The organism is Achromobacter sp. Root83 (assembly GCF_001428845.1).
GTDB lineage: Bacteria > Pseudomonadota > Gammaproteobacteria > Burkholderiales > Burkholderiaceae_B > Achromobacter.
In genome coordinates, this window is record NZ_LMIU01000001.1 from 1151912 (window position 1) to 1175780 (window position 23869).

25 protein-coding genes are annotated in these 23869 nt (G+C 66.8%); 11 read left to right on the plus strand and 14 right to left on the minus strand.

The annotated features are described in order from the left end of the window. Nucleotides 1-282: 282 nt before the first annotated feature. Nucleotides 283-2778 (plus strand): AsmA family protein, encoded by a 2496-nt coding sequence (locus tag ASE30_RS05190; RefSeq protein WP_057283143.1) that lies wholly within the window; start codon nucleotides 283-285, stop codon nucleotides 2776-2778. Further along, nucleotides 2775-3161, plus strand: coding sequence for an MOSC N-terminal beta barrel domain-containing protein (locus ASE30_RS05195; protein WP_057283144.1), 387 nt, complete (start codon nucleotides 2775-2777; stop codon nucleotides 3159-3161). Before ASE30_RS05190 ends, ASE30_RS05195 begins: the two co-directional genes overlap by 4 nt. 26 nt (nucleotides 3162-3187) lie before the next feature. Here ASE30_RS05195 and ASE30_RS05200 read toward each other — a convergent pair whose 3' ends face one another. The 4 genes from ASE30_RS05200 to rsmD all read right to left on the minus strand — a co-directional run bounded on the left by ASE30_RS05200 (nucleotide 3188) and on the right by rsmD (nucleotide 5908). Further along, nucleotides 3188-4348 (minus strand): benzoate/H(+) symporter BenE family transporter, encoded by a 1161-nt coding sequence (locus tag ASE30_RS05200; RefSeq protein WP_156407552.1) that lies wholly within the window; start codon nucleotides 4346-4348, stop codon nucleotides 3188-3190. 65 nt (nucleotides 4349-4413) lie between these two features. Further along, nucleotides 4414-4665: a YfhL family 4Fe-4S dicluster ferredoxin gene (locus ASE30_RS05205; RefSeq protein WP_006391351.1), complete on the minus strand. Its 252-nt coding sequence runs from the start codon at nucleotides 4663-4665 to the stop codon at nucleotides 4414-4416. Between the two features lie 114 nt (nucleotides 4666-4779). Beyond that, a complete protein-coding gene (coaD, locus tag ASE30_RS05210; RefSeq protein ID WP_006227601.1) occupies nucleotides 4780-5283 on the minus strand; it encodes a pantetheine-phosphate adenylyltransferase in 504 nt (167 codons plus the stop codon). A gap of 58 nt (nucleotides 5284-5341) precedes the next feature. After that, entirely contained in the window at nucleotides 5342-5908 is a 567-nt protein-coding gene (rsmD, locus tag ASE30_RS05215; protein ID WP_057283283.1) for a 16S rRNA (guanine(966)-N(2))-methyltransferase RsmD, read from the minus strand. Between the two features lie 184 nt (nucleotides 5909-6092). Between rsmD and ftsY the strand changes: the two genes are divergently transcribed. Then, nucleotides 6093-7388, plus strand: coding sequence for a signal recognition particle-docking protein FtsY (gene ftsY / locus ASE30_RS05220; protein ID WP_082601444.1), 1296 nt, complete (start codon nucleotides 6093-6095; stop codon nucleotides 7386-7388). Nucleotides 7389-7460: 72 nt separating this feature from the next. Here the strand turns inward: ftsY and ASE30_RS05225 are convergent, their stop codons facing one another. The 7 genes from ASE30_RS05225 to ASE30_RS05255 all read right to left on the minus strand — a co-directional run bounded on the left by ASE30_RS05225 (nucleotide 7461) and on the right by ASE30_RS05255 (nucleotide 14613). Then, a complete protein-coding gene (locus ASE30_RS05225; RefSeq protein ID WP_057283147.1) occupies nucleotides 7461-9119 on the minus strand; it encodes a CYTH and CHAD domain-containing protein in 1659 nt (552 codons plus the stop codon). 213 nt (nucleotides 9120-9332) lie between these two features. Continuing rightward, nucleotides 9333-10157, minus strand: coding sequence for a phosphonate ABC transporter, permease protein PhnE (gene phnE / locus ASE30_RS05230; protein ID WP_057283148.1), 825 nt, complete (start codon nucleotides 10155-10157; stop codon nucleotides 9333-9335). Beyond that, nucleotides 10154-11041 (minus strand): phosphonate ABC transporter, permease protein PhnE, encoded by an 888-nt coding sequence (gene phnE, locus ASE30_RS05235; RefSeq protein ID WP_057283149.1) that lies wholly within the window; start codon nucleotides 11039-11041, stop codon nucleotides 10154-10156. The genes phnE (ASE30_RS05230) and phnE (ASE30_RS05235) overlap by 4 nt, the downstream gene beginning before the upstream one ends. Continuing rightward, nucleotides 11038-11808: a phosphonate ABC transporter ATP-binding protein gene (gene phnC, locus ASE30_RS05240; RefSeq protein WP_057283150.1), complete on the minus strand. Its 771-nt coding sequence runs from the start codon at nucleotides 11806-11808 to the stop codon at nucleotides 11038-11040. The genes phnE (ASE30_RS05235) and phnC overlap by 4 nt, the downstream gene beginning before the upstream one ends. Nucleotides 11809-11814: 6 nt before the next feature. Then, nucleotides 11815-12813, minus strand: a complete 999-nt coding sequence (gene phnD, locus ASE30_RS05245; RefSeq protein ID WP_057283151.1) for a phosphate/phosphite/phosphonate ABC transporter substrate-binding protein — start codon at nucleotides 12811-12813, stop codon at nucleotides 11815-11817. A gap of 147 nt (nucleotides 12814-12960) precedes the next feature. Further along, nucleotides 12961-13773, minus strand: coding sequence for an IclR family transcriptional regulator (locus ASE30_RS05250; protein ID WP_057283152.1), 813 nt, complete (start codon nucleotides 13771-13773; stop codon nucleotides 12961-12963). A 12-nt stretch (nucleotides 13774-13785) separates the two neighbouring features. Beyond that, on the minus strand, nucleotides 13786-14613 hold the full coding sequence (locus ASE30_RS05255; RefSeq protein WP_057283153.1) for an HAD-IIB family hydrolase: 828 nt from the start codon (nucleotides 14611-14613) through the stop codon (nucleotides 13786-13788). Nucleotides 14614-14763: 150 nt separating this feature from the next. Between ASE30_RS05255 and ribBA the strand changes: the two genes are divergently transcribed. The 6 genes from ribBA to ASE30_RS05285 all read left to right on the plus strand — a co-directional run bounded on the left by ribBA (nucleotide 14764) and on the right by ASE30_RS05285 (nucleotide 19208). Next, nucleotides 14764-15939: a bifunctional 3,4-dihydroxy-2-butanone-4-phosphate synthase/GTP cyclohydrolase II gene (ribBA, locus tag ASE30_RS05260; RefSeq protein WP_057283154.1), complete on the plus strand. Its 1176-nt coding sequence runs from the start codon at nucleotides 14764-14766 to the stop codon at nucleotides 15937-15939. Between the two features lie 10 nt (nucleotides 15940-15949). Further along, nucleotides 15950-16483 (plus strand): 6,7-dimethyl-8-ribityllumazine synthase, encoded by a 534-nt coding sequence (ribH, locus tag ASE30_RS05265; RefSeq protein ID WP_057283155.1) that lies wholly within the window; start codon nucleotides 15950-15952, stop codon nucleotides 16481-16483. After that, entirely contained in the window at nucleotides 16452-16961 is a 510-nt protein-coding gene (gene nusB, locus ASE30_RS05270) for a transcription antitermination factor NusB (RefSeq protein ID WP_057283156.1), read from the plus strand. Before ribH ends, nusB begins: the two co-directional genes overlap by 32 nt. Before the next feature lie 149 nt (nucleotides 16962-17110). Then, nucleotides 17111-18076 (plus strand): thiamine-phosphate kinase, encoded by a 966-nt coding sequence (gene thiL / locus ASE30_RS05275; protein ID WP_057283157.1) that lies wholly within the window; start codon nucleotides 17111-17113, stop codon nucleotides 18074-18076. Nucleotides 18077-18138: 62 nt separating this feature from the next. Continuing rightward, the gene (locus ASE30_RS05280) at nucleotides 18139-18645 is read left to right on the plus strand and encodes a phosphatidylglycerophosphatase A (protein WP_057283284.1); all 507 of its coding nucleotides are present in this window, start codon (nucleotides 18139-18141) and stop codon (nucleotides 18643-18645) included. Further along, nucleotides 18642-19208: a CinA family protein gene (locus tag ASE30_RS05285; protein ID WP_057283158.1), complete on the plus strand. Its 567-nt coding sequence runs from the start codon at nucleotides 18642-18644 to the stop codon at nucleotides 19206-19208. The genes ASE30_RS05280 and ASE30_RS05285 overlap by 4 nt, the downstream gene beginning before the upstream one ends. A gap of 34 nt (nucleotides 19209-19242) precedes the next feature. Here the strand turns inward: ASE30_RS05285 and pyrF are convergent, their stop codons facing one another. The 3 genes from pyrF to ASE30_RS05300 are packed head-to-tail and all read right to left on the minus strand — an operon-like array spanning nucleotide 19243 to nucleotide 21835. Further along, nucleotides 19243-20061, minus strand: coding sequence for an orotidine-5'-phosphate decarboxylase (gene pyrF, locus ASE30_RS05290; RefSeq protein WP_057283159.1), 819 nt, complete (start codon nucleotides 20059-20061; stop codon nucleotides 19243-19245). Nucleotides 20062-20068: 7 nt separating this feature from the next. Continuing rightward, nucleotides 20069-21388 (minus strand): NAD(P)/FAD-dependent oxidoreductase, encoded by a 1320-nt coding sequence (locus ASE30_RS05295; protein WP_057283160.1) that lies wholly within the window; start codon nucleotides 21386-21388, stop codon nucleotides 20069-20071. A gap of 48 nt (nucleotides 21389-21436) precedes the next feature. Then, entirely contained in the window at nucleotides 21437-21835 is a 399-nt protein-coding gene (locus tag ASE30_RS05300) for a diacylglycerol kinase (RefSeq protein WP_057283161.1), read from the minus strand. A gap of 171 nt (nucleotides 21836-22006) precedes the next feature. Here ASE30_RS05300 and ASE30_RS05305 point away from each other — a divergent pair, with 171 nt between their 5' ends. Both ASE30_RS05305 and ASE30_RS05310 read left to right on the plus strand, forming a co-directional pair. After that, on the plus strand, nucleotides 22007-22720 hold the full coding sequence (locus ASE30_RS05305; RefSeq protein ID WP_057283162.1) for a FadR/GntR family transcriptional regulator: 714 nt from the start codon (nucleotides 22007-22009) through the stop codon (nucleotides 22718-22720). Nucleotides 22721-22870: 150 nt separating this feature from the next. After that, a complete protein-coding gene (locus ASE30_RS05310; RefSeq protein ID WP_057283163.1) occupies nucleotides 22871-23845 on the plus strand; it encodes a sialic acid TRAP transporter substrate-binding protein SiaP in 975 nt (324 codons plus the stop codon). Nucleotides 23846-23869 lie beyond the last annotated feature (24 nt).

Below are 23869 nucleotides of genomic sequence, written 5' to 3' on the forward strand. Positions count from 1 at the left end.
CCGCCCGACAGAAAGTCGTCAGCTTGGGCGATCCCGCTAAGCGGCCCGATTTGTTACGATAGCGGTGTCTGTACGCTGGGTTAGCAGCGTCTTCAGCAGGCCTTCCTTGGTAGATCCTCCCTTGTCGCCCTTGCCGCAGGCTCGGCAGGAGCGAGGACACGCCCTGAAAGGCAGACAGTTCAATAAGCCTGGCTGGCGGTTTCTGCCGGCAACGCACCTTCCCCGCGCCCGGCGCGGTGGTCGGCATCAAGGATTTCCAGTCGAGGTACCGACGGGGCAGCAATGAAAACGTGGTTCAAGCGCATTTTGATAGGCCTGGTAGTGTTGGTTGTCGTGGCCGTCGTTGGCCTGGCCATCTTCTTGCTGACATTCGACCCCAACGCGTACAAGTACAAGCTGGAAGAGCTTGTCCAGGAACGTTATAACCGCACGCTCACGATCGACGGCGAAATCGAGCTTTCGCTCTTCCCGCGGATCGGTCTGTCGGTGCAGGGCGTGTCCCTGTCCGAACCCAACAGCACGGACACTTTCGCTTCGATTGAAAGCACCCGCCTGGCGGTGGCCGTGTGGCCCCTGCTGTCCAACAGCTTCGTGGTGGACCACGTCGCCATCAGCGGCCTGAAGGCGCGCGTCATCCGGGACAAGCAAGGGCAGTTCAACTTCAGCAACCTGGTGGGCGGCGCGGCGCCGGTCACCGAGGCGCCGTCCAATCCCGCCGGGACCTTGATGGGCGCGGCGCAGACCGCGGCGCAGGCGATCACCAGCGGCACCCTGCCGCCGTCGCGCAACAACATGCAGATCGATATCGCCGGCCTGGACCTGAAGGACGGCGAAGTGCAGTTGCAGGACGCCATCACGGGCATGGCGGTGGCCGTGACCCGCATCAACGCCAATACGGGCCGTGTCACGTTCAACCAGCCGTTCGACGTGCGGATGTCGGCGCGAGTCGAAGGCGGCAATCCGCGCGTGGACGCCAACCTGACCGGTCAGGCCCTGCTGACGCTGGACCCTTCCGCCAAGCGCTACGCCGCGCAAAAGCTGGACCTGCGCATGGACGGCAAGCTGCCTGGCGCCGAGGCCAAGAGCCTGGCGGTGCGCGGCAACCTGGCGTTCAACGGCCAGAAGTCGGCGCTGGACGTGGCCGGCCTGGAAGTCGTGTTCCAGGGCGACATCACCGATCCGGCCGCCCGCGCCACCAATGTGGACGCCAGCGTAGCGATCCCCAAGCTGGCGATCGATCCGCACAAGAGCCAGTTGCAGATCGAGAAGCTTGCCGTGCGCGCCAAGGGCGGCGTGGCCGATGGCCCCTTCGAATTCGCGGTGGATGCGCCGGCGCTGAATATCTCGCCCGCGTCGGCCACGGGCGAAGCCCTGACCGGCCGCGTGCGCATCAGCGGCCTGGACGCCAGCTTCGGCCTGAACGGCATCAGCGGCAACGCCGGTGAACTCGATATCAAGGAAGCCAAGCTGGACAGCACGTCCAAGAATGGCGAACGCGTGGTGAAGCTGAACTTTGCCTCGCCCTTGTCCTTGAACCTGCTGCAACGCAGCGGCGGCCTGTCCGGCCTGCGCGGTGACGTGAACATCACCGATCCGGGCCTGCCCAAGGGCAGCCTGCAGATTCCCGTCATCGGCAGCCTGTCGGTGGATCTGCTGAAGGATCAGGCCACCAGCAAGATCAATGCGGTGCTGGAAGGCGGCAAGTTCGATCTCAGCGCCGACATCACCAGGCTCTCGGACTCGCCGCTGGTGAAATTCGCGCTGGCGGTCGATACGCTGGACCTGGACAAGCTGGTGCCGCCCGTGGCCGCCGCGCCGGCTAAGCCGCCGGCCGAAGGCAAGAAAGACGAGAACAAGCCCGCGCAGCCCGCGCCCGCCGCGCCCGTCGACGATTCGATCGACCTGTCCGCGCTGGTCGGCCCCAGCGTCAACGGCACGCTGAAGGTCGGCAAGCTTGTCGTGCGCGGCCTGAAGGCCGACGAGGTCGCCGCCGCGGTGAAACTGGACAAGGGCAAGCTGGAAATCTCCAGCCTGACCGCCGGCCTCTACGGCGGCAAGCTGGCTGGCGCCCTGTCCGTGGATGCCGCGCAAGGCAATCAGGTGGCCACCAAGATGTCCTTGGCCGGCATTGCGATCGAACCCTTGCTGATGGACCTGGCGCAGCGCAATGTACTAAGCGGCACGGGCAGCCTGGCGCTGGATCTTAAGACCGCCGGCGCCAATGTCTATGCCATGAAAGGCGGCCTGGGCGGCACCGTGCAGCTGCGCTTGCGCGATGGCGCGGTCAAGGGCATCGATCTGACGCAGACGCTGCGCGACCTGAAGGCCGCGTTCTCGCCTGAATCGCAGAACGAGACCGTTGCCGCCGACAGCAGCAAGCGGACCGAGTTTTCCGAAATGGACGCCGACCTCGCGATCGCCAAGGGCGTTGCTACCGTGAAGCGCCTGAATTTCGTGTCGCCGCTGCTGCGGGTGACGCAGGGCGATCCGGCCACCATCGACTTCGTCAAGAGCGAACTGGACCTGGTGGCGCGCGCGCGCATCGTCAACCCGGCCGCTAACCCCGAAGGCAAGGAACTGATCGACCTGAAGGACGTGACCATTCCCGTCCATCTCAAGGGGCCGTTCGAAACGCCCACCTACACGCTGCTCTGGAAAGACGCCATCGGCGGCATTCTCAAGCGCAGCCTGGAGAACAAGCTGCGCGAAGCGGTCTCCGGCAAGGGCAAGAGCGGCGCCGCCGTGGACAAGGCCTTGAAGGGACTGCTGGGCAGATGACGACAGACCAATTCCAGCCCATCGCCGAATGCGGCGTCACGGCGCAGGCGCACGCCGCCGGCTATCACCGGCAGTGGCTGATCGCCAATGATTCGGGGCAGTGGCTGAACCGCGGGCTTTGTCCGCGGCTTGCCGAGGTATCCGTCGAATTGCGCCTGGGCTACCTGGTGCTGAAGGCGCCGGGCATGCTGCGCATGGATATTCCGCTGGACGTCATCGAAGACGACGACAGCGTGCGCTACAGCATGAAGGTGGGCGAACAGGTCATCGATGTGATCGACGAAGGCGAGCTGGCCGCCGCCTGGATCTCCAATTTCGTGCAGGTGCCTTGCCGCATCATGAAGGTGCACCCCGAAACGCCCGTGGCCGCCTGGCCCGTGTGAACGCCGGCCTGGCTTGAGCCGGACGGTCAGGGGCCCGAGCGGGTCCGCCTGTATTCGAACGCGGCGTGGGCCAGCAGGCCCGCCGCAAGGCCCCAGAAGGCCGATCCAATACCCCAGAAACTGAACCCCGACGCGGTGGCCAGCAGCGTGATGAGGGCCGCTTCGCGCCGTTGCGGGTTGGCCATGGCGGCCGCCATGCCGCCCATGATGGTGCCCAGCAGCGCCAGGCCCGCCAGCGCCGCAAGCAATGCGGCGGGCAGCGCCTGGAAGAAGACCGCGACCGCGCCCGCGACGATACTGAGCGCGACGTAGCCGATCCCGTAGGTGGCGGCGGCGATGTAGCGCTTGCCCGGATCGGCATGCGCCTCGGGGCCGGTGCAGATGGCTGCGCTGATCGCACCCATGGTGACGCTGTGCGCGCCGAAGGGCGCCGCCAGGAGGCCCAGGAAGCCCGTGGCGGCCACCAGGCGCGAGGCCGGGGGGCGGTAGCCCGCCGCCTGCAGGATGGCGAGGCCGGGCAGGTTCTGCGACGCCATGGCCACCACGAACAGCGGGATCCCCAGGCTGACCGCCGCTTGGGCGCTGAAGGCGGGCGTGGTCCAGACGAATTCGGTCAGCCGCCAGTCCAGCAGGTCCACCCGCATCAGGCCCAGCCCGGCCGCCATGGCGACGGCCACCGCCATCACCACCAGCACCGCGTAACGCGGCGCCCAGCGGCGGCATACGAGGTAGGCGGCGCACATGGTCAGCACCAGCACGGGTTGCTTGCCAATGTGGGTGAAGATGCCCATGCCGAAATTGAGCAGGACGCCGGCCAGCATGGCGGCGGCGATTTCACCGGGAATGCGGCGCAGGATGGGATCGATCCAGCCGAACAGCCCGCACGCCAGGGTCAGCGCGGCGGCCAGCACGAAGGCGCCGATGGCTTCATTGAAGGGCACGCCGGCCAGCGCCGTGACCAGCAGGGCCGCGCCGGGCGTGGACCAGGCCATGACGATGGGCAGGCCGGTGCGCAGGCTGTAGAACGCGCCGCCCAAGCCCAGCACCAGGCTCAGCGAGCCGATCCAGGAGCCGATGCGCGCGGCGTCCAGCCCCGCGGCATGGCCCGCTTGCACCATCAGCACGGCGGTGCCGCCAAAACTGACCAGGACGGCGACCAAGCCCGCCGCGATCGCCGACGCGGACATGTCGCGGCGGGCGTGGTGGGAAACAGAGGGGAAATCGATGCGGGATTCGGATTGCGCCGAGTCGCTCATGCGGCACCGGTCAGGCGGCGGTACTTGGCCATGAGCTGCTCCTGGCCTTCATTCCATTGGGGATGCAGTTCGATGCACTCCACCGGACAGACCACCTTGCATTGGGGTTCGTCGTGATGCCCGACGCATTCCGTGCAGCGGTCGGGATCGATGACGTAATAGTCCTCACCCATGGAGATCGCGTCGTTCGGGCACTGGGGCTCGCAAACGTCGCAATTGATGCATTCTTCGGTGATGGTCAGGGCCATGATGGGCAGCGGAGCAAAGCAAGGGGCGCTGTCATTGTAGCGCCGGGGCGGGCGCCGCCGGGAAAGCGCAAGAAGGGCGCCAAAAGCGCCCTTCCGGGATGGTGCGGGGGCGTCTCAGCCCGGCCAGGACTGCTCGCGGCGTTCCTTGGCCTTTTCCTGGAGCCAGCGTTCGACGGACGGGAACACGAACTTGCTCACGTCGCCGCCCAGTTGGGCGATTTCGCGCACGATGGTGCCCGAGATGAACTGGTATTGGTCCGACGGCGTCATGAACAGGGTCTCGACGTCCGGCAGCAGATGGCGGTTCATGCCGGCCATCTGGAATTCGTATTCAAAGTCGGACACCGCGCGCAGGCCGCGGACGATGACGCGGCCGCCCTGGTCGCGGACGAAGTCTTTCAGCAGGCCGCCGAAGCTCTGCACTTCCACGTTGGGGTAGTGGCCCAGCACTTCGCGCGCGATTTCCACGCGTTCGTCGATGCTGAAAAAGGGCTTTTTGTTGCGGCTAAGGGCGATTCCCACCACGACTTTGTCGAAAAGCGTGGCCGCACGGCGAACCAGGTCTTCGTGGCCCCGGGTCAGCGGGTCGAAAGTGCCGGGATAAACAGCGATGATCATGCGAGCTCCGTACCGTTATTAGTGGTGTACACCATCCTCCGAAGCCCGGATTATTGATCTATTTCCGCAATGCAGCAAATTCCAGCAGATGGTAATGGACCGCGCCTGCCTTGTCCTGCCGCAAGATCTGGAATCCTTCGGGGGCTTCGATGGCGGCTTCCGCCTCTACGTAGACTAGCCCATGATCGGTCAAAATGCCCGGCAGAATCGGCCAAAGGCGCGGCAGCCAGCCCTGTCCGAAGGGCGGATCCAGCAAGATCAGGTCAAACCGGGAGGCGTCCATGCGTTCGGCCACCTGCATCGCATCGCCCACATGGATGCGTATCATGTCGGCTTTGAGCTTGTCGCGCAGTGTCCGCAGCGCGGACGCGGCGGTTCTGTCCCGCTCGACCATCTGCACATGCGCCACGCCGCGCGAAGCCGCTTCGAACCCCAGGGCGCCGCTGCCGGCGAACAGATCCAGCACCTGCTTGTCGGCGAACTCGCCGTCCCACAAGTGACCGAGCCAGTTGAACAGCGTCTCGCGAACCCGGTCGGGCGTGGGACGCAGTGTCTCCACGTCGGGCACGGCGATGGGGGTGCGTCTGTATTGGCCCCCGACGATACGAATATACTTGTTACCCATGTTTAGCCGCTTCTTCAAGAAAAAATCCCCTCCGCCCGCCGCGCCGGCCCAGCCCGCGCCGCCGCCGGAGGTCATTGACGCCCCCGCCCCGCTGGTGGAACCCGCCGTGGCGGCCCCCGTTGTAGCTCCGGCCGCAGCTCCAGTTGTAGCCCCAGTGCCGACGCCTGCCGCGCCGTCCGCGCCCATGCCTGCGCCGCCTCCGTCCGCCGCGCCCGCCGCAGCGGATCGGCCAGCTTCTGCTGCGCCAGTCGTGCCCGCAGCGCCAACGGTCGAGCCGGTTCGCGCGCCAGCGCCCGCCCCGGTACCTCCCGTGCCGGCTCCTGCCGCCACGATTGCTTCGCCTACGCCTACGCCTACGCCTGTGGCGCGGCCGGCGGCATCGTCGCCTGCTCCCGCGCCATTACCGGCTTCGTCGCCTGCCACGGCGTCGGTAGCCGCGACGTCGGCCGCCACGGCGTCAGTCGCCGCTCCGGCATCTGCGTCCATACCGGCCCCGGCCCCGGCTCCTGCCGCTTCGTCCGTGCCTGCATCCGTCCCCACACCTGAGCCTGCCGCCGATGCGCCGAAAAAAGCGTCGTGGCTGTCCCGCCTGAAGCAGGGTCTGTCGCGGACGGGGCAGAGCCTTGGCGGCATCTTCGTCGGCGTCAAGGTCGACGAGAACCTGTTCGAGGAGCTCGAATCGGCCCTCATTATGGCCGATGCGGGCCTGGAGGCCACCGAGAAGCTGTTGACCGCGCTGCGCGCGCGCGTCAAGAAGGACCGCATCGAGGATCCGGCCAAGGTGAAGACGGCGCTGTGCCAATTGCTGGCGGATCACCTGCGCCCGCTGGAGCGCGCGTTCGACTTGAAGCGCACCCAACCCCTGGTCGTCATGATCGCCGGCGTCAACGGCGCCGGCAAGACCACGTCCATCGGCAAGCTGGCGCATACGTTCCAGCGCCAGGGCGCCAGCGTGCTGCTGGCGGCTGGCGACACGTTTCGCGCGGCGGCGCGCGAGCAGCTCGTGGAATGGGGCAGCCGCAACAACGTCAGCGTGATCTCGCAGGAGGGCGGCGATCCCGCCGCCGTGGCGTTTGACGCCGTCAACGCCGGCCGCGCGCGTGGCATGGGCGTGGTGATGGTGGATACCGCCGGCCGCCTGCCCACGCAGTTGCACCTGATGGAAGAGCTGAAGAAGATCCGCCGCGTCATCGGCAAGGCGGATGCCGCCGCGCCGCACGAGGTGCTGCTGGTGGTGGACGGCAATACCGGCCAGAACGCGCTGGCGCAGATCCGCGCCTTCGACGCCGCCATCACGCTGACTGGCCTGGTCGTGACCAAGCTGGACGGCACCGCCAAGGGCGGCACGCTGGCCGCCGTGGCCGCGGGCAGCCAGGGCGTGCGTCCGATCCCCGTGTACTGGATCGGCGTGGGAGAAAGCCTGGAGGATCTGCAGCCCTTCGTGGCGGACGAATTCGCGGCGGCCTTGCTGGCCGACTGATCCGCCCGCGGCGCGTGTCACAGCGGGACGGCGTGCAAGCGCCGTCCCGTTGCTATTTTTGCGGTACGGGCATCACTTCCAGAACGGCTTGCTGCGGGCCAGGTCGTCGAACGCCTTCTGCGCTTCCTCGGCCAGTTCTTCCAGCCGCGCGCTGATCCAGCCCAGCGCGAACCAAGCCTGGGGATGCGTGGCCGTACACGACTCGTAGTAGTCCTTGGCCACCGCCAGATCGTTGATTTCGCCCAGCACGTCCTGCACCTTGGACAGCAGCTTGCGATAGCCCCGCAGCTTGCCGGCGGGCAGCAGCGATTCCGCAAACGCCAGGCTGTAGCGCAGCCGCTTGCCGCGCTTGCGCAGTTCATGCCGGGTGGGGATGTCCAGCGTGGCGAACTGCGTGCCCTGGTCGGCCACCTTGCTGTGCCAGCGGTGCAGGCGCCGCGCCACCTGTTTGTGCAGGCGCTGCGGGTCGGGTTCCGGCGCCAGCATGGGAATGATGGTGGGCTTCACGCTGGGGCCCGCCATGCCGCCTTCCAGGCGGATGGCGGGTTCGGGCGCGGTGTCGCTGGGCGTGCCGTTGGCGATGGTCTGGCCTTCCGTGCCGGGCTGCAGAGGCGGCACGTCCAGGGTCCATTCCAGCAGTTCCAGCAACCAGGCCTGAAAGGCCTTGCCGCCGGCGATGGTCTGGGCGTCCTGTTCGGGCGGCGCGGCTTCCATGGGAATCACGGGCATGCCGGCGCGTATCAGCGCGGGCGCGACGGTTTCATTCAGCACGTCCTGGTCGCGATTGGCGCCGAAGGCGGCGAAGTGCGTGCGCACGCCCTGCAGCAAGGAGTCCGGAACCGGTGCGATCCAGCCGTCGAACAGCTTCCAGGCCGAGCGCAGGCGGCGCACGCCCACGCGCAACTGATGCACGTGTTCGGAATTGCCGGCGCGGTACACGCCTTCGGTGTCGACTTCGGCCAGCACCGAGGCGTTGCGGCAGATCTGGTCCAGGCATTCCGCCGCGATGCGGCCCATGGCCTGGGAGGGCGTCATGTCGTCGCGCAGCTTGACCGAGGCTGCGCCGCGCGGCGCCCAGAACTGGGCAATGGCGCGTGCCCGCCGCGCTTCCAGGTCATCGCCCGGGTTCGCGTCCACGTCCGCCAGACGTTGCGCAAGCAGGGCCAGCGCGTCGCCGCGTTCGGACTTGCTGCGCGGGTCCAGCACCAGGCCGTGGCGTTGCTGCCAGCCCCGCGCGGTGGCGAAGATGGCCGCGGGACGGCCCGACACCAGTTCGAATTCCAGTTCGGAGATGGGCAGCTCCAGCGCGCCCGCGCGCAGGATGCCGGTGTCGTAGGCGAGTTCGACGGTGCCGAAACGCGTGCGGACCTTGCGCAGCAGGCGCTGGACGTCGGTTTCATAGCGCAGGCCAAGCTCGCCCTTGATGGCCGCCAGCGCGCCTTCGACTTCGGTGCCGGCGTACACGGACAGGTCCAGCACGGGGCCCGGCCGGGGGTGGTTCATTTCGATGCGGGTGATGGCATTGATGCCGGGCATCTTGAGCGTCTGCACCCAATCGCGGCCCTCCTGGCGCAGCCGGATGGCGATGCGCGCGCGCGCGAGTTCGCGTTCGGGCGTATCGAAATACATGGCGTGCAGGCGGATGTGGGTGGCTTCGCGTTGCTTGATTTCCCGAAGCACGGCCTGGCGCGAAGCCGTGGGCACGTGCAGTTTCAATTCCTGTTCCGACATGGCGGTGGGTGTCCAACGGCAAAAGCCGAGATCTTAATCAACGAAGGGGCGCGATTTGATGACGGGTCATATTTTGTTCACATTGAGCTTAGACGCGTTTGGGGCGCAATAACAAGGACCCGCGCCGCACAAAAGAAGACGCCGCCCGTTGCGGGGCGGCGGCTGGAAGCGCTGGTCAGGGGAAACCGGCACGCGTTATGGGGGGATGCTGCGCTACAGGATGCGTTTGCGCGCCTGGGTGATGATGACCTCGGCCAGCACGACCACCACGAAGATGGCGGCCAGCACCAGCGCCACGCGGTCCCATTGGAACAGGTTCAGCGCGGTGTCCAGCGCCATGCCGATGCCGCCGGCGCCGACCAGGCCCAGCACGGCCGATTCGCGCACATTGATGTCCCAGCGCAGCAGCACGATGGACCAGAATGCCGGCCGGATCTGCGGCCAGTAGGCGTACCAGATGACGGAAGCCTTGCTGGCGCCGGTAGCGGTGACGGCTTCGATGGGGCCGCGCTGCGCTTCCTCGATGGCTTCGCCGACCAGCTTGCCGACAAAGCCGATGGAGCGGAACGCGATGGCCAGCGTGCCGGCCAGCGCCCCGGGGCCGAAGATGGCGATGAACAGCAGCGCCCACACCAGCGAGTTGACCGAACGGCTGGACACCAGGATCAGCCGGGCCAGCATGTTGATGGTCTTGCTGGGGGTGAGGTTGTTGGCCGCCAGCAGCCCCACCGGCACGGCCATGAACACCGACAGGATGGTCCCCAGCGTGGCGATGTGCAGCGTTTCGATCAGCGCGTTGTGGACGCCGTCCGGGTAGTATGCCCAGTCGATCGGCCACATGCGGCGGAACAGGTCGGCCATCTGCTCGGGGGCGTCATACAGGAATTCCGGTATGACTTCGACGCCGCGGATCGCCTGCACGATGGCGGCCACCACCAGCAGGTACAGGGCAAAGCGCAGCAGCCGCTGCCCCATGCTGTAGCGCTGCCACACGCGGGGCTGGCCCGCCGGGTTCAGGGGGGAGACGTGGGCGTTCATTCGTCCACCTCCGCCTTGCGCGCCGCCGTCGGCTTGCTGGCGCCGATGCCGCGCGCCCCGGCGAAGCGGCTTTGCAGGATGCGGTCAAAGCCCAGGTTGTCCAGGAACACCGCCCGCACGAAGCCCGCGATGATTTCGCCCAGCATGATGATGGCGATCAGGGTCAGCAGGATGGCGCTGACGAAGTCGTAGTCGAAGCGCTGGAAGGCCGAGAACAGGGTGCCGCCCACGCCGCCCGCGCCCACGATGCCCACCATGGTGGAATTGCGCAGGTTGGAGTCGAACTGATAGGTCGCGAAGCCGATGAAGCGCGCGAACACCTGCGGCAGCACGCCGAACACGATCACGTTGGCGAACGAGGCGCCGGTGGCGCGGACCGCTTCCACCTGCTTCAAGGAAATCTCTTCGATGGCTTCGGTGAAGAGTTTGCCGATGAAGCCGATGGACGCGACGGTCAGCGCCAGGATGCCCGCCAGCGCGCCAAAGCCCACGGCCTTGACGAACAGGATGGCGACGATGACCGGGTGCAGGGCGCGGCACAGCGCCACGAGCGACCGCGCGGGCCACGAGACCCAGGCGGGCATCATGTTGCGCGCGCCGAGCAGGCCGACGGGCAGGGCAAGGATGATGCCCAGCACCGACGCCAGTACCGCGATCTCCAGGCTCTCGGCGATGCCCTTCCACAAGGTGGCGGGTTTTTCGAAATTGGGCGGGAACATGCGCGCAAGAAACGTGGACGCGTGCCCCATGCCGGTTTCGAAGCGCGCCCAACTGAAGTCCAGTTGCGCGCCGGCGTAAATGGTGTAGATCACCAGCAGCAGGACGCCCGCCTTGGCGCGCCCGGACATGGCGAAGGGACGGATGCCGCCCCGGGGTTGCATCATTCCAGCCAAGACTCGCCTCCGTAGATGGTCTTGAGCATGGACGCATCCAGGCCCTGGCCGTCGCCGTCATAGACCACGTGCCCGCCGGACATGCCGACGATGCGCGTGGCGTAGCGCCGAGCCAGTTCGACGTCGTGGATGTTCACGATGACGGGAATGCCGGTGGCGCTGCCCTGCGCGGACAGCAGTTCCATGATTTCGACGGAGGTCTTGGGATCCAGCGAAGACGTCGGCTCGTCGGCCAGCAGCACCTGCGGGCGCTGCATCAGCGCGCGGGCGATGCCCACGCGCTGGCGCTGGCCGCCGGACAGCGCATCCGCGCGCTGGTCGGCAAAGCCTGCCAGCCCGACGGTATCCAGCAGCTTGTACGCGTGCTCGATGTCTTCGGGTTCGAAGCGGCGCATCCAGGCCTTGACGGCGGACGTATAGCCCAGCCGGCCGGTCAGCAGGTTCTCCATCACCGTCAGGCGTTCGACCAGGTTGTATTCCTGGAAGACCATCCCGATGCGCCGGCGCGCGCGGCGCAATGCCGCGCCGCGCACGCGCGCCAGGTCCACGGCGCCGTCCTGGGACTCCAGCACGATCTCGCCCTTGGTGGGTTCGATCAGCCGGTTGATGCAGCGCAGGAGCGTGCTCTTGCCGGTGCCCGAAGGCCCGATGATGGCGGTTAGGCCCTGGCCGGCGATGTGCAGGTCAATGCCATTGAGAACCGGCCGGCCGGCCCGGTATTCCTTGACCAGGCCGGAAATGCGTAGCGACGTCTTCATGCTGGATTACTTCTTGCTCTTGGCGGATTCGCGGTCGTAGGCGGCGCGGTTGAAGCTTTCGCCGCCGGATTCGGCGACCTGGCGGACGATGGCCCAGTCCTTCTCGTAGGTGACCGGGTAGAAGCGGTCAGCGTTGTCGAAGGCCTTGGACATTTCCGGGGGGAAACGGTAGTCGTAGAAGCACTTCAGCATCTGGTCGCGGAACTTCGGTTCCAGGTCATGCGCGTATGCGAACGACGAGGTGGGGAATTTCTCGCTGGTATAGATGACGCGGAAATCGGCTTCCTTGACCTGGCCGCGTTCGACCATGCGTTTGAACACGTCGGAGGCGACGGCGGCCGCGTCGTAATCGCCCGAATTCACGCCCATGACGGACTGGTCGTGCTTGCCCGAGAAGATGACCTTGTAGTCCTTGTCGGGTGTCAGGCCTTCCTTGGGGAACAAGGCCACCGGCGCCATGTGGCCAGAGTTGGACGAAGGCGCGGTGTGTGCAAGCTTCTTGCCCTTCAGGTCGCTCAGCTTCTGGTAGGGGCTGTCTTTCTTGACGATGACGATCAGGTTGTAGCCCTGGAATCCATCGGCGTAGCCCTTGACCGCGAACGGCACGGCGCCGGCGATGTTCACCGCGAAGGCGGTGGGGCCGGTGGAAAAGCCGCCCACGTGCAGGCGCCCGGAGCGCATAGCTTCGATTTCGGCGGCGTTGCTCTGCACCTGGTAGAACACCACGCGCTTGCCCGTGCATTCGGACAGGTGCTTGGTGAAGGGCTTGAAGATGTCTTCGTAGACGGCGGGGTCTTCAACCGGGGTGTAGGTGAACACCAGCGTGGAGGGCGTCTTGAGCTTGGACGCGTCGGCAGGGGTGTCGGCCACCAGGTTCTTGTCGGCGTCGCAGTACATCTGGTCCAGATCGCCCCGGTTGGAGCAGGTGTCGGCGGCCTGGGCGGCGGATGCTCCAAAAACGAACGCGGCCAGCGTGGCCGCTTGCAATAGACGCAAGGCTTGCATCGTGTGTCTCCTCGTGGGTATGAATTGTTTGAATAATTGCTGAATTCAAACATACAACGGGGGACAGCACACCTGGGAAAGTCCCTGCCTTTCTTTTCGTCTTTTGTTCCTTTTGTTCGTTTTATTTTCGTTTGTGCGCGATCTGGTTCAGCCGTGAAAGCCAAGCTTACGGGAGATCTCTTGCGCGCAGGCCAGCAGCGGGCGCGCGATCGCGCCGTCCCAGGACACGTCGAACAGGCCGGTGGGGCCCAGGCTGGTCAGCGCCAGAACCAGGCTGCCGGTGTTGTCGAACACGGGCACCGACAAGGCGTCGACGCCGGGCAGCGGGTTGCCCAGCGCCCGCGCCATGCCGTGGACCCGGATGTCGGCCAACTGCGCCTCGATGTTGGCGCGGGACGCCTTGCGCGGCGGCGGCACGCTTGCGATCACGGCGGTGTCGCCTTCCTCGCGCGCGATGTAGTGCTCGCTGACCTTGGGCGGCAGCCATGCGGCGAACACCAGGCCGGTGGCCGTGTGCAGCATCGACATCACCGTGCCCTTGCGCATGTTCACGTGAACCGGATAGCTTGCTTCGGTCATGTGGATCATGGTGGGGCCGTGCGAGCCCAGCACCGCGATGCCCAGCGTGTGGCCGATGTCCGACTGCAGCTTGGCGATCTCGGGCATGGCGATGCGCACGGGGTCCAGGCGCTGCAGGCTGACCAGGCCCATCTGCAAGGCAAAGGGGCCAAGTTCGTACTGGCCGGTAATGGCGTCCTGCTGCACCAGCCCCACGCGGACGAAGCTGACCAGATAGGGGTGGGCCTTGGCGGAGGTCATGCCCGCGCCGGCGGCAAGGTCGCGCAGCGTCAAAGGCTTGGCCGCGTCGACCAGGGCGGCCAGCAGCGGCACGCCCACCTCGATGGACTGGATGCTGCGGCGGCCGTCGTTGGCGGCGGCAGTGGTCTTGGATGTAGCCACGTTGTGCGGACCTCAGGCCGGCTGAACTTGGGAAGGCCGGGGGGCGGCGCGCGCCGCCAGCAGCCGGTCCGCCATTTCAACGAAGCCCGCGCCGCCATGGAAAGCGGCGACAAACGCGGGACGGTGCGTCAGGCGGTGCAACTGGGCCTGGATGTTGGCCACGCCGACCGAGATCGGGAAGTAGGCGAACATCGGTTCGTCGTTGGGGGAGTCGCCAATGAAGAGGGTGCTGTCCAGTGCCTGCGCGACGTCGGCGCCGAATTCCCGCTGGAACATGGTGCGGGTCATGGTGAGCTTGTCGTAGTCGCCGAACCACCCGTTGACGTGGATGGAGCTGACCTTGGCCTGGGCGCCGGCTTCCTGGAAGATCTGGACGATCCTGCTGATGGCCGAGTCGGCCAGGGCGGGCACGTCCTCGCAGAAGTCGATGGCCAGGTCGGCCACGCGGTAGTCCTGGTCGCTGGCGACGGCGCAGCCCGGCACCTCGGCCAGGACGCGGTCGCGGATGGCGTCCAGCCGCTTGCGGCTGGCCTGGCGCGATGCCGCGTCGGTCCAGTAATGCGTCGTCATGCGGCGGGCCTGGCGGTCGTAGGCGTAGTAGAACGCGCCGTTTTCCCCGACCACGGCGCGCACCGGCCACATGCGGGCGATGTGATCGCACCAGCCGGCCGGACGGCCCGTGATCGGCACGACCTGGATGCCTGCCTGTTCCAGCCGTTCCAGCGCGGCGTATGCGTCGGCCGGCAGGCGGCCTTCGGTGGTCAGCGTGTCGTCGATGTCGGTCAGGACGACGCGGACGGCCGCGGCGACGTTCAAAGGCATGGCCGCAAGGGCTTGCATGGGGTTTTTCCTTGGTTTTCTTGGTGGGATCTCCGGGCGAAAGTTTAACCGGATGACCCCGTTCGCACGGGGGCGGCGCAAGCCGATAGGGGGTTCTGCCTTCAGGGGCGCTAAAATCCGGGTTTTCCCGCCTGGTTTACGTGTCCCGCCATGTCCGTCCAGTTGTCCTCCTTGCCCGGCTCAGAGCCGGAATCCTTCGGCATCGCTTCGGTTGCCGAGATCATCGCCGAGCTGCGCGCCGGCCGCATCGTCATCCTGGTTGACGAAGAAGACCGCGAAAACGAAGGCGACCTGGTCATGGCCGCCGAATTCGTCACGCCCGACGCCATCAACTTCATGGTTACCCACGGCCGTGGCCTGGTGTGCCTGACCCTGACCGAAGAGCGCTGCCGCCAATTGGAACTGCCCATGATGGCCGCCCGCAACGGCACGCGCTACGGCACCAATTTCACGCAGTCCATCGAGGCCGCCGAAGGCGTGGAAACCGGCATCTCGGCCGCCGACCGCGCCCGCACCATCCAGGTGGCCGTGGCGCGCGATGCCAAGCCGGCGGACCTGGTCCAGCCCGGCCACATCTTCCCCGTGCGCGCGGTGCCCGGCGGCGTGCTGGTGCGCGCCGGCCACACCGAAGCCGGCTGCGACCTGACCGCCATGGCCGGCCTGACGCCCGCCGCCGTCATCTGTGAAATCCTCAAGCCCGACGGCACCATGGCCCGCTTGCCGGACCTGGTTGAATTCGCCCGCCAGCACGGCCTGAAGATCGGCACCATCGCCGACCTGATCCAATACCGCAGCGAACACGAATCCATCGTCAAGCGCGTGGGCAAGCGGCCCATGCAGACGGCCTGGGGCACGTTCGAAGCCGTGGCCTACGAGGACGGCGCCACCGGCTCCGCCCATTTGGCGCTGGTGCATGGTAATGTGACTCCCGATGCCGAGACGCTGGTGCGCGTGCATGAACCGGCGTCCGTGCTGGACGTGCTGGACACCGGCGCAAGCCCGCATAGCTGGGGCGTGGCCCAGGCGCTGCAGGCCATCGCCGCCGCCCCGGCCGGCGTGCTGGTGCTGATGAACTGCCAATCGTCCACCGAACACCTGTTTGGCCAGATTGCCGGCTGGAACGACCCGAAGGCCCAGTCCAATCCCGCCAACGCCGATCGTTTCGGCCTGCGCACCTACGGCATTGGCGCCCAGATTCTGCGAGACCTGAACGTGGGCCAGATGAAGCTGTTGGCCCGGCCGCGCAAGATGCCCAGCATGGCGGGCTTCTCGCTCACCATTACGGGTTACGATTGCGACCCGCTGAATACTCCCGCAACACACTGAAGGCCGACACATGAACCCTTACATCCTTACCCCCGACCTGAACGGCGAAGGGCTGCACATCGGCATCGTACGCGCCCGCTTCAACGAAGAAATCGGCCAGGCCGAACTCGAAGCGTGCCTGAAGGAACTGGCCGAGCTCGGCGTGGACGAACGCGACGTGATGGTCGCCACCGTTCCCGGCGCGCTGGAACTGGGCGTGGCCTTGTCCCACATGGCCGAAACGTTTGAATTCGACGCCTTGATCGCGCTGGGCGCCGTCATCCGCGGCGAAACCTATCACTTTGAAGTGGTCAGCAACGAAACGGCCACGGCAATCACCCGCATCTCCCTCGAAACCGGCATCCCCGTCGCGAACGGCGTGCTGACCGTCGACACCGACGAGCAGGCGCAAGCGCGCGCCGCCGGCAAGGGCCGCGACTGCGCCCAGGTGGCCGTTGAAATGGCCAACCTGGTGGCGGCGCTCGAGCCCGAGGAAGAAGACGAAGACGACGAAGACGACGAGGACGAAGATTTTGACGACGAAGAAGACGACGACCAGCGCTGATAGCGCGGCGCAAGCCCGCGCCAACGCGCGCAGCGCGCGCCGCCGTGCGCGCGAATTCGCGCTGCAGGGCGTGTACGCGTGGCTGCTGCGGGGCGGCGAAGGCACGCAGGACGCCGGCGAGATCGACGCCCATCTGCGCGACACCGAGGACTTCTCCGAGGCCGACGCGCAGTGGTTCAAGACCTTGCTGCACGGCGTGCTGCGCGAAGCGCCCGCGCTGCGCGAACGGTTCACGCCCTACGTCGACCGCCCGCTGGCCGAGCTGTCGCCCGTTGAGCACGGCATCCTGCTGATCGGCAGCTTCGAACTGATTCATCATGTCGAAGTGCCGTACAAGGTTGCCATCAACGAAGCCGTCGAGCTTGCCAAGTCGTTTGGCGGCACCGACGGTTTCAAGTTCGTCAACGGCGTGCTCGACAAGCTGGCTGCCGACGTGCGCGCGACCGAGGTCCAGGCCGCGGCGCAGCAACGGCGCTAGACAGGACCCACCCCCGATGCGCTGCGCGCTCCCCTCTCAAGGGGGCGCCGCCGCGGACCGGCGGAGCCGGATCCGCGCGGCCTCTCTCTGCAGCGCGGTGACCGTGAGGGTGCAGCGCCGACCATTGAGAGCCGGATAGTGGAGGCGCGGTGGCGTCCGAATTTGACCTGATCGCACGCTATTTCACCCGGACGGCGCCTGCAGGCCTGCTGGGAGTCGGGGACGACTGCGCCCTGTTTCCCGTCCCGCCCGGCGAACAGGTGGCCACCAGCACGGATCTGCTGCTGGAAGGCCGCCACTTTTTTCCCGATGTCGATCCCAAAGCGCTGGGCCACAAGGCCCTGGCCGTCAATCTGTCGGACCTGGCGGCCATGGGCGCCCGCCCGATAGGCTGCGTGCTGGGCCTGGCGCTGCCGCGCCTGGACGAGCCCTGGCTGGCGGCCTTCGCGGAAGGCTTCCACGCACTGGCCGCCGCCCATGGCTGCCCGCTCATCGGCGGCGACACCACGCGCAGCGCGCATGACCTGGCGATCAGCGTGACGGTGTTCGGCGCGGTGCCGCCGGGCCAGGCGCTGCGCCGCGACGGCGCGGAAGCGGGCGACGACATCTGGGTGTCCGGCGAGCTGGGCGCGGCCGATGTGGCCTATCGCCTGCTGGACGGGCAGTATCCCGCCGACGCCTCCCTGCTGGCCGCCACCCGCGGCGCGCTGGAATGGCCGCAGCCGCAAGTGGCCCTGGGCCTGGCGCTGCGCGGCATCGCCACTGCGGCGATCGATCTGTCCGATGGTCTGTTGCAGGACCTGGGCCATATCCTGGCTGCCAGCAGGCTAGGCGCCTGCCTGCGTTTCGCGGATCTGCCCGCGGCGGCGTCCGTGGCCGGCCTGGCCGACGCGCCGCTGCGCCGAGCGCTGCTTGGCGGCGGCGACGTATACCAGTTGTGCTTCACCGCGCCGGTTGCCCGGCGCGAAGCCGTGGCGGCCGCCGCGCAGGCCGCCGGCGCGCGCGTGACCCGCGTGGGCCAGACGCAGGCGGATGCCGGCTTGTCCGTGCTGGACCCGCGCGGCCAGCCGATGGCGGCCTTGCCCGCGGGTTTCGATCACTTTCCCGCGGCCTGATCCGCTGCCTCCTGTCGTTTGCAGACTTAGCACCTATGCCTTCCGAAAAGCACGCTTCCTCCATGCGCGACCGCGCGCGGGCCGAGTATCCCCCGCTGTCCTGGATATGCCGGGACCCCGGCCGGCTGATCGCGTTCGGCTTCGGCAGCGGCCTGATCCGTCCGGCCTCGGGGACCTGGGGCACGCTCCTGGCCTGGGCGATCTGGCTGGCGGCCGCGCCCGCCGCGTCCGACCTGGCCATCGGCGTGTTTCTGGCGCTGGCCTTCGTGTACGGTTGCTGGGCCTGCCATCGCGTGGGCCGTGAACTCCGGCAGTCGGATCATGTCGGAATGGTCTGGGACGAGATGGTGGCGTTCTGGCTGGTGCTGTGGCTGACGCCCTCGGGCTTGCTGGCGCAAGCGCTGGCCTTCGTGCTGTTCCGCACGTTCGACATCGTCAAGCCGCCGCCCATCAAGTTCTTCGACGCCCATGTCAAGGGCGGCTTTGGGGTCATGTGGGACGATATCGTGGCCGCCGGATATGCCTTGCTGGTGATGGCGCTGGTGGCCCGCACAGGAGTCTTGGGATGAACGATCAACCAGAAAGCGCGCGGTCCAATCTGTCGGCCGCGCAGTTGTCGGAAGCGACCATCTACGGCCTGGCCGAACAGCTAGGCGATGCGATGCGGCGCCATGGCTGGATGCTGGGCACCGCGGAATCGTGCACGGGCGGTCTGCTGGCGGGCGCCGTGACCGCCGTGGCGGGATCCAGCGACTGGTTCGAACGCGGCTTCGTCACCTACAGCAACGAGGCCAAGGTGGCCGAACTGCAGGTGTCGCCCGACGCCCTGCATCACTTTGGCGCGGTCAGCGAACCCGTCGCGCTCGAGATGGCCAATGGCGTGCTACTGGCGGTGCCAGCGGCGCAGGTGGCCGTGTCGACCACCGGCATTGCCGGCCCCGGCGGCGCCACGCCGGGCAAGCCCGTGGGCATGGTGTGCTTTGGGTTTGCCAAGCGGGTGGGCGACGGCATCAGCAGCCGGGCGGTGACGCACGTATTTCCGGGCGATCGCGCGCAGGTGCGCCAGGCAGCGGTGGAATACGCGCTGCGTGGCCTGCTGGAGTTTCTTGGGGCGCCGGTGAACCGCCGCTGAAAAGGGCGGGATTCCAGCCGCGCGCCAGGCCGGGTCAGCGCACCGCGTTGATCGCGTCGCGCAAGCCCTTGGCGGCAGCGCCAGCCGCCGCGCGCCAGTCGTCGCCGCCGCTGGCGTAGATGATGGCGCGCGAGGAGTTGATCATCATGCCGCTGCGCGCGGCGTTCGCGCCCGCGTTCACGGTGGCGGTGATGTCGCCGCCCTGTGCCCCGATGCCGGGAACCAGCAGGGGCAGCGCGTCGCCGATGCGCTGGCGCACGGCGGCCAGCTCGTTCGGGAACGTGGCGCCCACGACCAGGCCGCATTGGCCATTGGCGTTCCATTTGTCGGCCACCAGGCCCGCGACGTGCAGGTACAGCGGTTCGCCGTTATCCATCTTCAGGAATTGCAGATCCGAGCCGCCGGGGTTGGACGTGCGGCACAGCACGATCACGCCGCGGTCGCGCCAGGCCAGATAGGGTTCGACCGAATCCAGGCCCATGTAGGGGCTGACCGTGAGCGCGTGCGCCTGGTAGCGCTCGTAGGCTTCGCGGGCGTAGTTCTCGGCGGTGGAGCCGATGTCGCCGCGCTTGGCGTCCAGCACGATGGGCAGGTCCGGATGGTTGTCGCGGATGTGCTGGCACAGCGCTTCAAGCTGGTCTTCGGCGCGGTGGGCGGCGAAGTACGCGATCTGCGGCTTGAAACTGCACGCGTAGGGCGCGGTGGCGTCCACGATGTCGCGGCAGAACTGGAAGATGGCGTCGGACTTATCCTGCAATTCGCGGGGAAAGCGCTGCGGGTCGGGGTCGAGTCCGACTTGCAGAAGCGAGTTGCTGGTGGTCCAGGCGTGTTCGAGTTTTTGCAGGAAATTCATGGGGAGTTCAGTGCAGTTTGACCCGGGGGCGCGTGCGCCGCATAAGCAGGCGAGCCAGGGCAAGGGAGACGGTGCGAGAGGCGCCCAGCACCGATCGGTGATGCATCAGGTGCAGGCTCATGTACATCAAGCGCGCCAGTGTACCGCTTACGAACAGTCCCCGTCCGGCCAGCTTGCCCATCAGGCTGCCGACCCCGGCGTCCTGGCCCAGCGACACCAGCGACCCGTGGTCCTGGTAGACGTAGGGACCGGCGGGTTCGGGGGCGTGGCGCAGCCGGGCGGTGAGCTTCTTGGCCAGGTAGTTGGCCTGCTGGTGCGCGGCCTGGGCGCGCGCGGGCACGGTGCGTCCGTCGCGCCATGGCGCCGAGCAGCAGTCACCGAGCGCCAGAACGTGCGGATCGGCGGTTTCCAGGCGTTCATTGACTTCCAGTTGGCCCAGCTTGTTCAGCGGCAGGTCCAGGTCGGCCAGCAGGGCGGGCCCCTTGATGCCCGCCGCCCACATGCATAGCTGCGCGGGAAACTCGCGGCCGTCGGCGGTGCGCACGGAGTTGGCGGCGACTTCGGATACCCGGCATGACGTTTCCACGCGGATGCCCAGTTCGGTCAGCCGGTTGGTCGCGGCCACCGAGATTTTCTCGGGCAGCGCCGACAGGATGCGCGGCGCCCCTTCGACAAGCGTGATGGCCAGGTCGCGCTCGGCGCGGAAATTGGGCAGTCCGTAAGCGCTGACGACGTGGCTGGCTTCGGTCAGCTCCACGGCCAGCTCGACGCCGGTGGCGCCGCCGCCCACGATCACCAGATCCAGCCGGGCCGAAGGATCGCGCACCTTGGCCTGGTCGACCTGCACCATGGCCTTGAGCATGGTCAGGCGGAACTGTTCGGCATTTTCCGTGGTGTCCAGCGTGACGGCATGTTCGGCCGCGCCGGGCGTGTTGAAAAAGTTGGATGTGCTGCCCAGCGCCAGCACCAGCGTGTCGTAGCCGAGTTCGCGGCGCGGCAGGACTTCCTGGCCCTGCGCGTCGTTCACGGCGTCCAGCGTGATCAGGCGGCGGGCGCGATCGACGCTTTCCAGGCGGCCCTGCGCGAACGAAAAGCCGTCCATGTGGGCCAGCATCAGGTACGAAAGGCCTTCCTGGTGGATGTCCAGCGTTCCCGCCGCCGCTTCGTGCAGCGAAGGCTTCCAGATATGGAAGGGGCGGCTGTCGACCAGGGTGATGTGTTGGCGGCCGTGGATACGGCCCAGTTTGGCGGCCAGTTCCAGGCCGCCGGCGCCGCCGCCGACGATAACGATGCGCTCGGAGGGGGCTGACGTCGATTTAGGAATCATGGGTCCCAGTATAAATAGAGTCGCATCCCCGCTGGGAGCGAACCCGTGTCAATGCATGACGAACCGGCTGATGGCGACGCCCACCCAGACCGCGCCGGCGAAGATCAGCAGCAGCATCACCGCCGCGCTGCCCAGATCCTTGGCCCGTCCCAGCAGGGGGTGGCGTTCTACCGAGAGCGCGTCGGCCAGGGCCTCGATGGCGGAGTTCAGCAGTTCCGCAGCCAGCACCATGACCACCGTGCCCACCAGGAAAAAGACCTCGACCGTGGTGCGGCCCAGGAAGAACGCCGCCGGAATCATCAGCACGGCCAGCGCCAGTTCCTGGCGGAAGGCCGCCTCGTATTTGACGGCAGCCTTCAGGCCCTGCCAGGAGTAGCGCAGTGCATTGAGGATGCGGCGCGCGCCACCGGAGCTCTTGAAGGGCGAGTGTTGCGGGTCGTGGGTCATGGAATCGAGGAAAGCCGTGTGTGGCGGCTTTTTAACAGATAAGGGTTGCCGGATGACATCCCATGACGCTATGGGCAAACCCTAATTGTGACCCTTCGTCAGCAGGCGCAGGATTCTGGTCAATTGGTAAGGCCACTTTACCTTTTTGTCCTGTCATTCCGCTGTAGACCCATGCCGATCCAGACTATCGAGCCGCGCCGCTTGTACCGCCAGATCGCCGACCAGCTCCGTTTGCTGATCGAGGCCGGCGAGTTTCCGGTCGGCGCGCGCCTGCCGCCCGAGCGCGACCTGGCCTTGAAGCTGGGCGTGTCGCGGCCGTCGGTGCGCGAAGCGCTGATCGCCCTGGAAGTCGAAGGCTGGGTGGAAGTCCGCATGGGTTCGGGCGTGTATGTGCAGAGCCTGGCCGGGCCGCCCCGCGCCAGCCTGACGGCCGAAAGCCCGCTGGAAACCATCCGTGCCCGGCGCACCATCGAAAGCGAACTGGCGGCCCAGGCCGCGCGCAATCCGGCGCCCGCGCAGGTGGACGGCTTGCGGGACGCCGTAAGCGCCATGGAAGACGAGGCGCGCGCCGGCAGCGTGCCCATACGCGGCGACAGGATGTTCCACCTGCGCGTGGCGGAAATGGCCAACAACGCCGTGCTGGTGCGCGTGGTCGGAGAGCTGTTCGACGAACGCCACAATCCGCTGTCGATGAAACTGGGCGACTACTTCGAGAATCCCGATAGCTGGGCCGTCGCCATCACCGAACACCGCCGCGTCATCGATGCCATCGCGGCCGGCGACGAACAGGGCGCGCGAACCGCCATGCATCAACATCTTTCCTGCTCGTACGACCGCTTGACGGCCAGTTGGCCGGGAGCGGCCGACGCGTTGCGCGCTGAATAGCAAATGGCAGGCGGCGCCACGGCGCCGTCAGCCGATCGCAGTCGCAGTACGAAGGTGCAACTCCGTAGGTGAACTCCATATGTAAAACATGACGCGGGCCGGCTCAAAACTACATCCGCCGCACCCGCCACCTCAAAGAGAGGAGACAACATGAAGCCAGGCAACGCTATCAAAGTGCTGTTCGCCGCCGTCGCGCTCGCCGTCAGCGGCAGCGCGCTGGCGCAGACCAAACTGAAGTGGGCGCATGTGTACGAGACGTCCGAACCCTTCCATACCTCGTCGGTGTGGGCGGCGCAGGAAATTGAAAAGCGCACCAACGGCCGCTATCACATCGATGTCTATCCGGCCTCTCAGCTGGGCAAGGAAAACGATATCAACCAGGGCCTCACCCTGGGCACGGTGGACATGATCATTTCGGGGTCCAGCTTCGCCGCCAAGAGTTTTCCGCGCATCGGCGTGACCTACTATCCCTACACCTTCCGCAGCCCCGAGCACCTGATCGCCTACACCAAGAGCGACATCTACAAAGAGCTGACGGGCGGCTACGACGAAAAGAGCGGCAATCACATCGTCGCCACCACCTACTACGGCACGCGGCAGACGACCTCCAACCGCCCGTTCACCAAGTGCACCGAAATGAAGGGCCTGAAGATCCGCGTCCCGGACGTGGCGGCGTACCTGGCGATGCCGCGCGCCTGTGGCGCCAACACGGCGCCCATCGCCTTTGCCGAGGTCTACCTGGCCCTGCAGAACGGCACGGTGGAGGCGCAGGAGAACCCCCTGACCACCATCGAAGCCAAGAAGTTCTACGAAGTGCAGAAGAACATCATCCTGACGGGTCACATCGTCGATCACCTGAATACGGTGATCTCCGGCAAGCTCTGGAAGAGCCTGTCCGACGAGGACAAGAAGATCTTTGCCGAGGTGGCGCAACAGGCCGCGGAAAAGGCGTCGGCGGAAGTGGCCGACTCCGAAAAGAAGATGGTCGAGGTGTTCAAGAAGCGCGGCCTGACGGTGGCCGAGGTCAATATCGATGACTTCCGCAACACCGTGCTGGAGAAAGTGCCGTTCAAGCAGTACGGCTACGAAAAGTCGGATTGGGAAAAGATCCAGGCGGTGAAGTAAGCCGCGGGCGGGCCGCCGCGCGGC

Excerpts from the sequence above, each read along its gene's own strand:
- pyrF (WP_057283159.1), bottom strand. The coding sequence starts at position 20,061 with ATGAATTTCCTGCAAAAACTCGAACACGCCTGGACCACCAGCAACTCG.
- ASE30_RS05200 (WP_156407552.1), bottom strand. The coding sequence starts at position 4,348 with ATGTCCGCGTCGGCGATCGCGGCGGGCTTGGTCGCCGTCCTGGTCAGT.
- ASE30_RS05295 (WP_057283160.1), bottom strand. The coding sequence starts at position 21,388 with ATGATTCCTAAATCGACGTCAGCCCCCTCCGAGCGCATCGTTATCGTC.
- ribH (WP_057283155.1), top strand. The coding sequence starts at position 15,950 with ATGAACCCTTACATCCTTACCCCCGACCTGAACGGCGAAGGGCTGCAC.
- ASE30_RS05285 (WP_057283158.1), top strand. The coding sequence starts at position 18,642 with ATGAACGATCAACCAGAAAGCGCGCGGTCCAATCTGTCGGCCGCGCAG.
- ASE30_RS05280 (WP_057283284.1), top strand. The coding sequence starts at position 18,139 with ATGCGCGACCGCGCGCGGGCCGAGTATCCCCCGCTGTCCTGGATATGC.
- ASE30_RS05225 (WP_057283147.1), bottom strand. The coding sequence starts at position 9,119 with ATGTCGGAACAGGAATTGAAACTGCACGTGCCCACGGCTTCGCGCCAG.
- ASE30_RS05195 (WP_057283144.1), top strand. The coding sequence starts at position 2,775 with ATGACGACAGACCAATTCCAGCCCATCGCCGAATGCGGCGTCACGGCG.
- ASE30_RS05310 (WP_057283163.1), top strand. The coding sequence starts at position 22,871 with ATGAAGCCAGGCAACGCTATCAAAGTGCTGTTCGCCGCCGTCGCGCTC.
- ASE30_RS05205 (WP_006391351.1), bottom strand. The coding sequence starts at position 4,665 with ATGGCCCTGACCATCACCGAAGAATGCATCAATTGCGACGTTTGCGAG.
- coaD (WP_006227601.1), bottom strand. The coding sequence starts at position 5,283 with ATGATCATCGCTGTTTATCCCGGCACTTTCGACCCGCTGACCCGGGGC.
- ASE30_RS05305 (WP_057283162.1), top strand. The coding sequence starts at position 22,007 with ATGCCGATCCAGACTATCGAGCCGCGCCGCTTGTACCGCCAGATCGCC.
- phnE (WP_057283148.1), bottom strand. The coding sequence starts at position 10,157 with ATGAACGCCCACGTCTCCCCCCTGAACCCGGCGGGCCAGCCCCGCGTG.
- rsmD (WP_057283283.1), bottom strand. The coding sequence starts at position 5,908 with ATGGGTAACAAGTATATTCGTATCGTCGGGGGCCAATACAGACGCACC.
- phnE (WP_057283149.1), bottom strand. The coding sequence starts at position 11,041 with ATGATGCAACCCCGGGGCGGCATCCGTCCCTTCGCCATGTCCGGGCGC.
- phnD (WP_057283151.1), bottom strand. The coding sequence starts at position 12,813 with ATGCAAGCCTTGCGTCTATTGCAAGCGGCCACGCTGGCCGCGTTCGTT.
- phnC (WP_057283150.1), bottom strand. The coding sequence starts at position 11,808 with ATGAAGACGTCGCTACGCATTTCCGGCCTGGTCAAGGAATACCGGGCC.
- ASE30_RS05300 (WP_057283161.1), bottom strand. The coding sequence starts at position 21,835 with ATGACCCACGACCCGCAACACTCGCCCTTCAAGAGCTCCGGTGGCGCG.
- ASE30_RS05190 (WP_057283143.1), top strand. The coding sequence starts at position 283 with ATGAAAACGTGGTTCAAGCGCATTTTGATAGGCCTGGTAGTGTTGGTT.
- ASE30_RS05255 (WP_057283153.1), bottom strand. The coding sequence starts at position 14,613 with ATGCAAGCCCTTGCGGCCATGCCTTTGAACGTCGCCGCGGCCGTCCGC.
- ftsY (WP_082601444.1), top strand. The coding sequence starts at position 6,093 with ATGCCTGCGCCGCCTCCGTCCGCCGCGCCCGCCGCAGCGGATCGGCCA.
- ribBA (WP_057283154.1), top strand. The coding sequence starts at position 14,764 with ATGTCCGTCCAGTTGTCCTCCTTGCCCGGCTCAGAGCCGGAATCCTTC.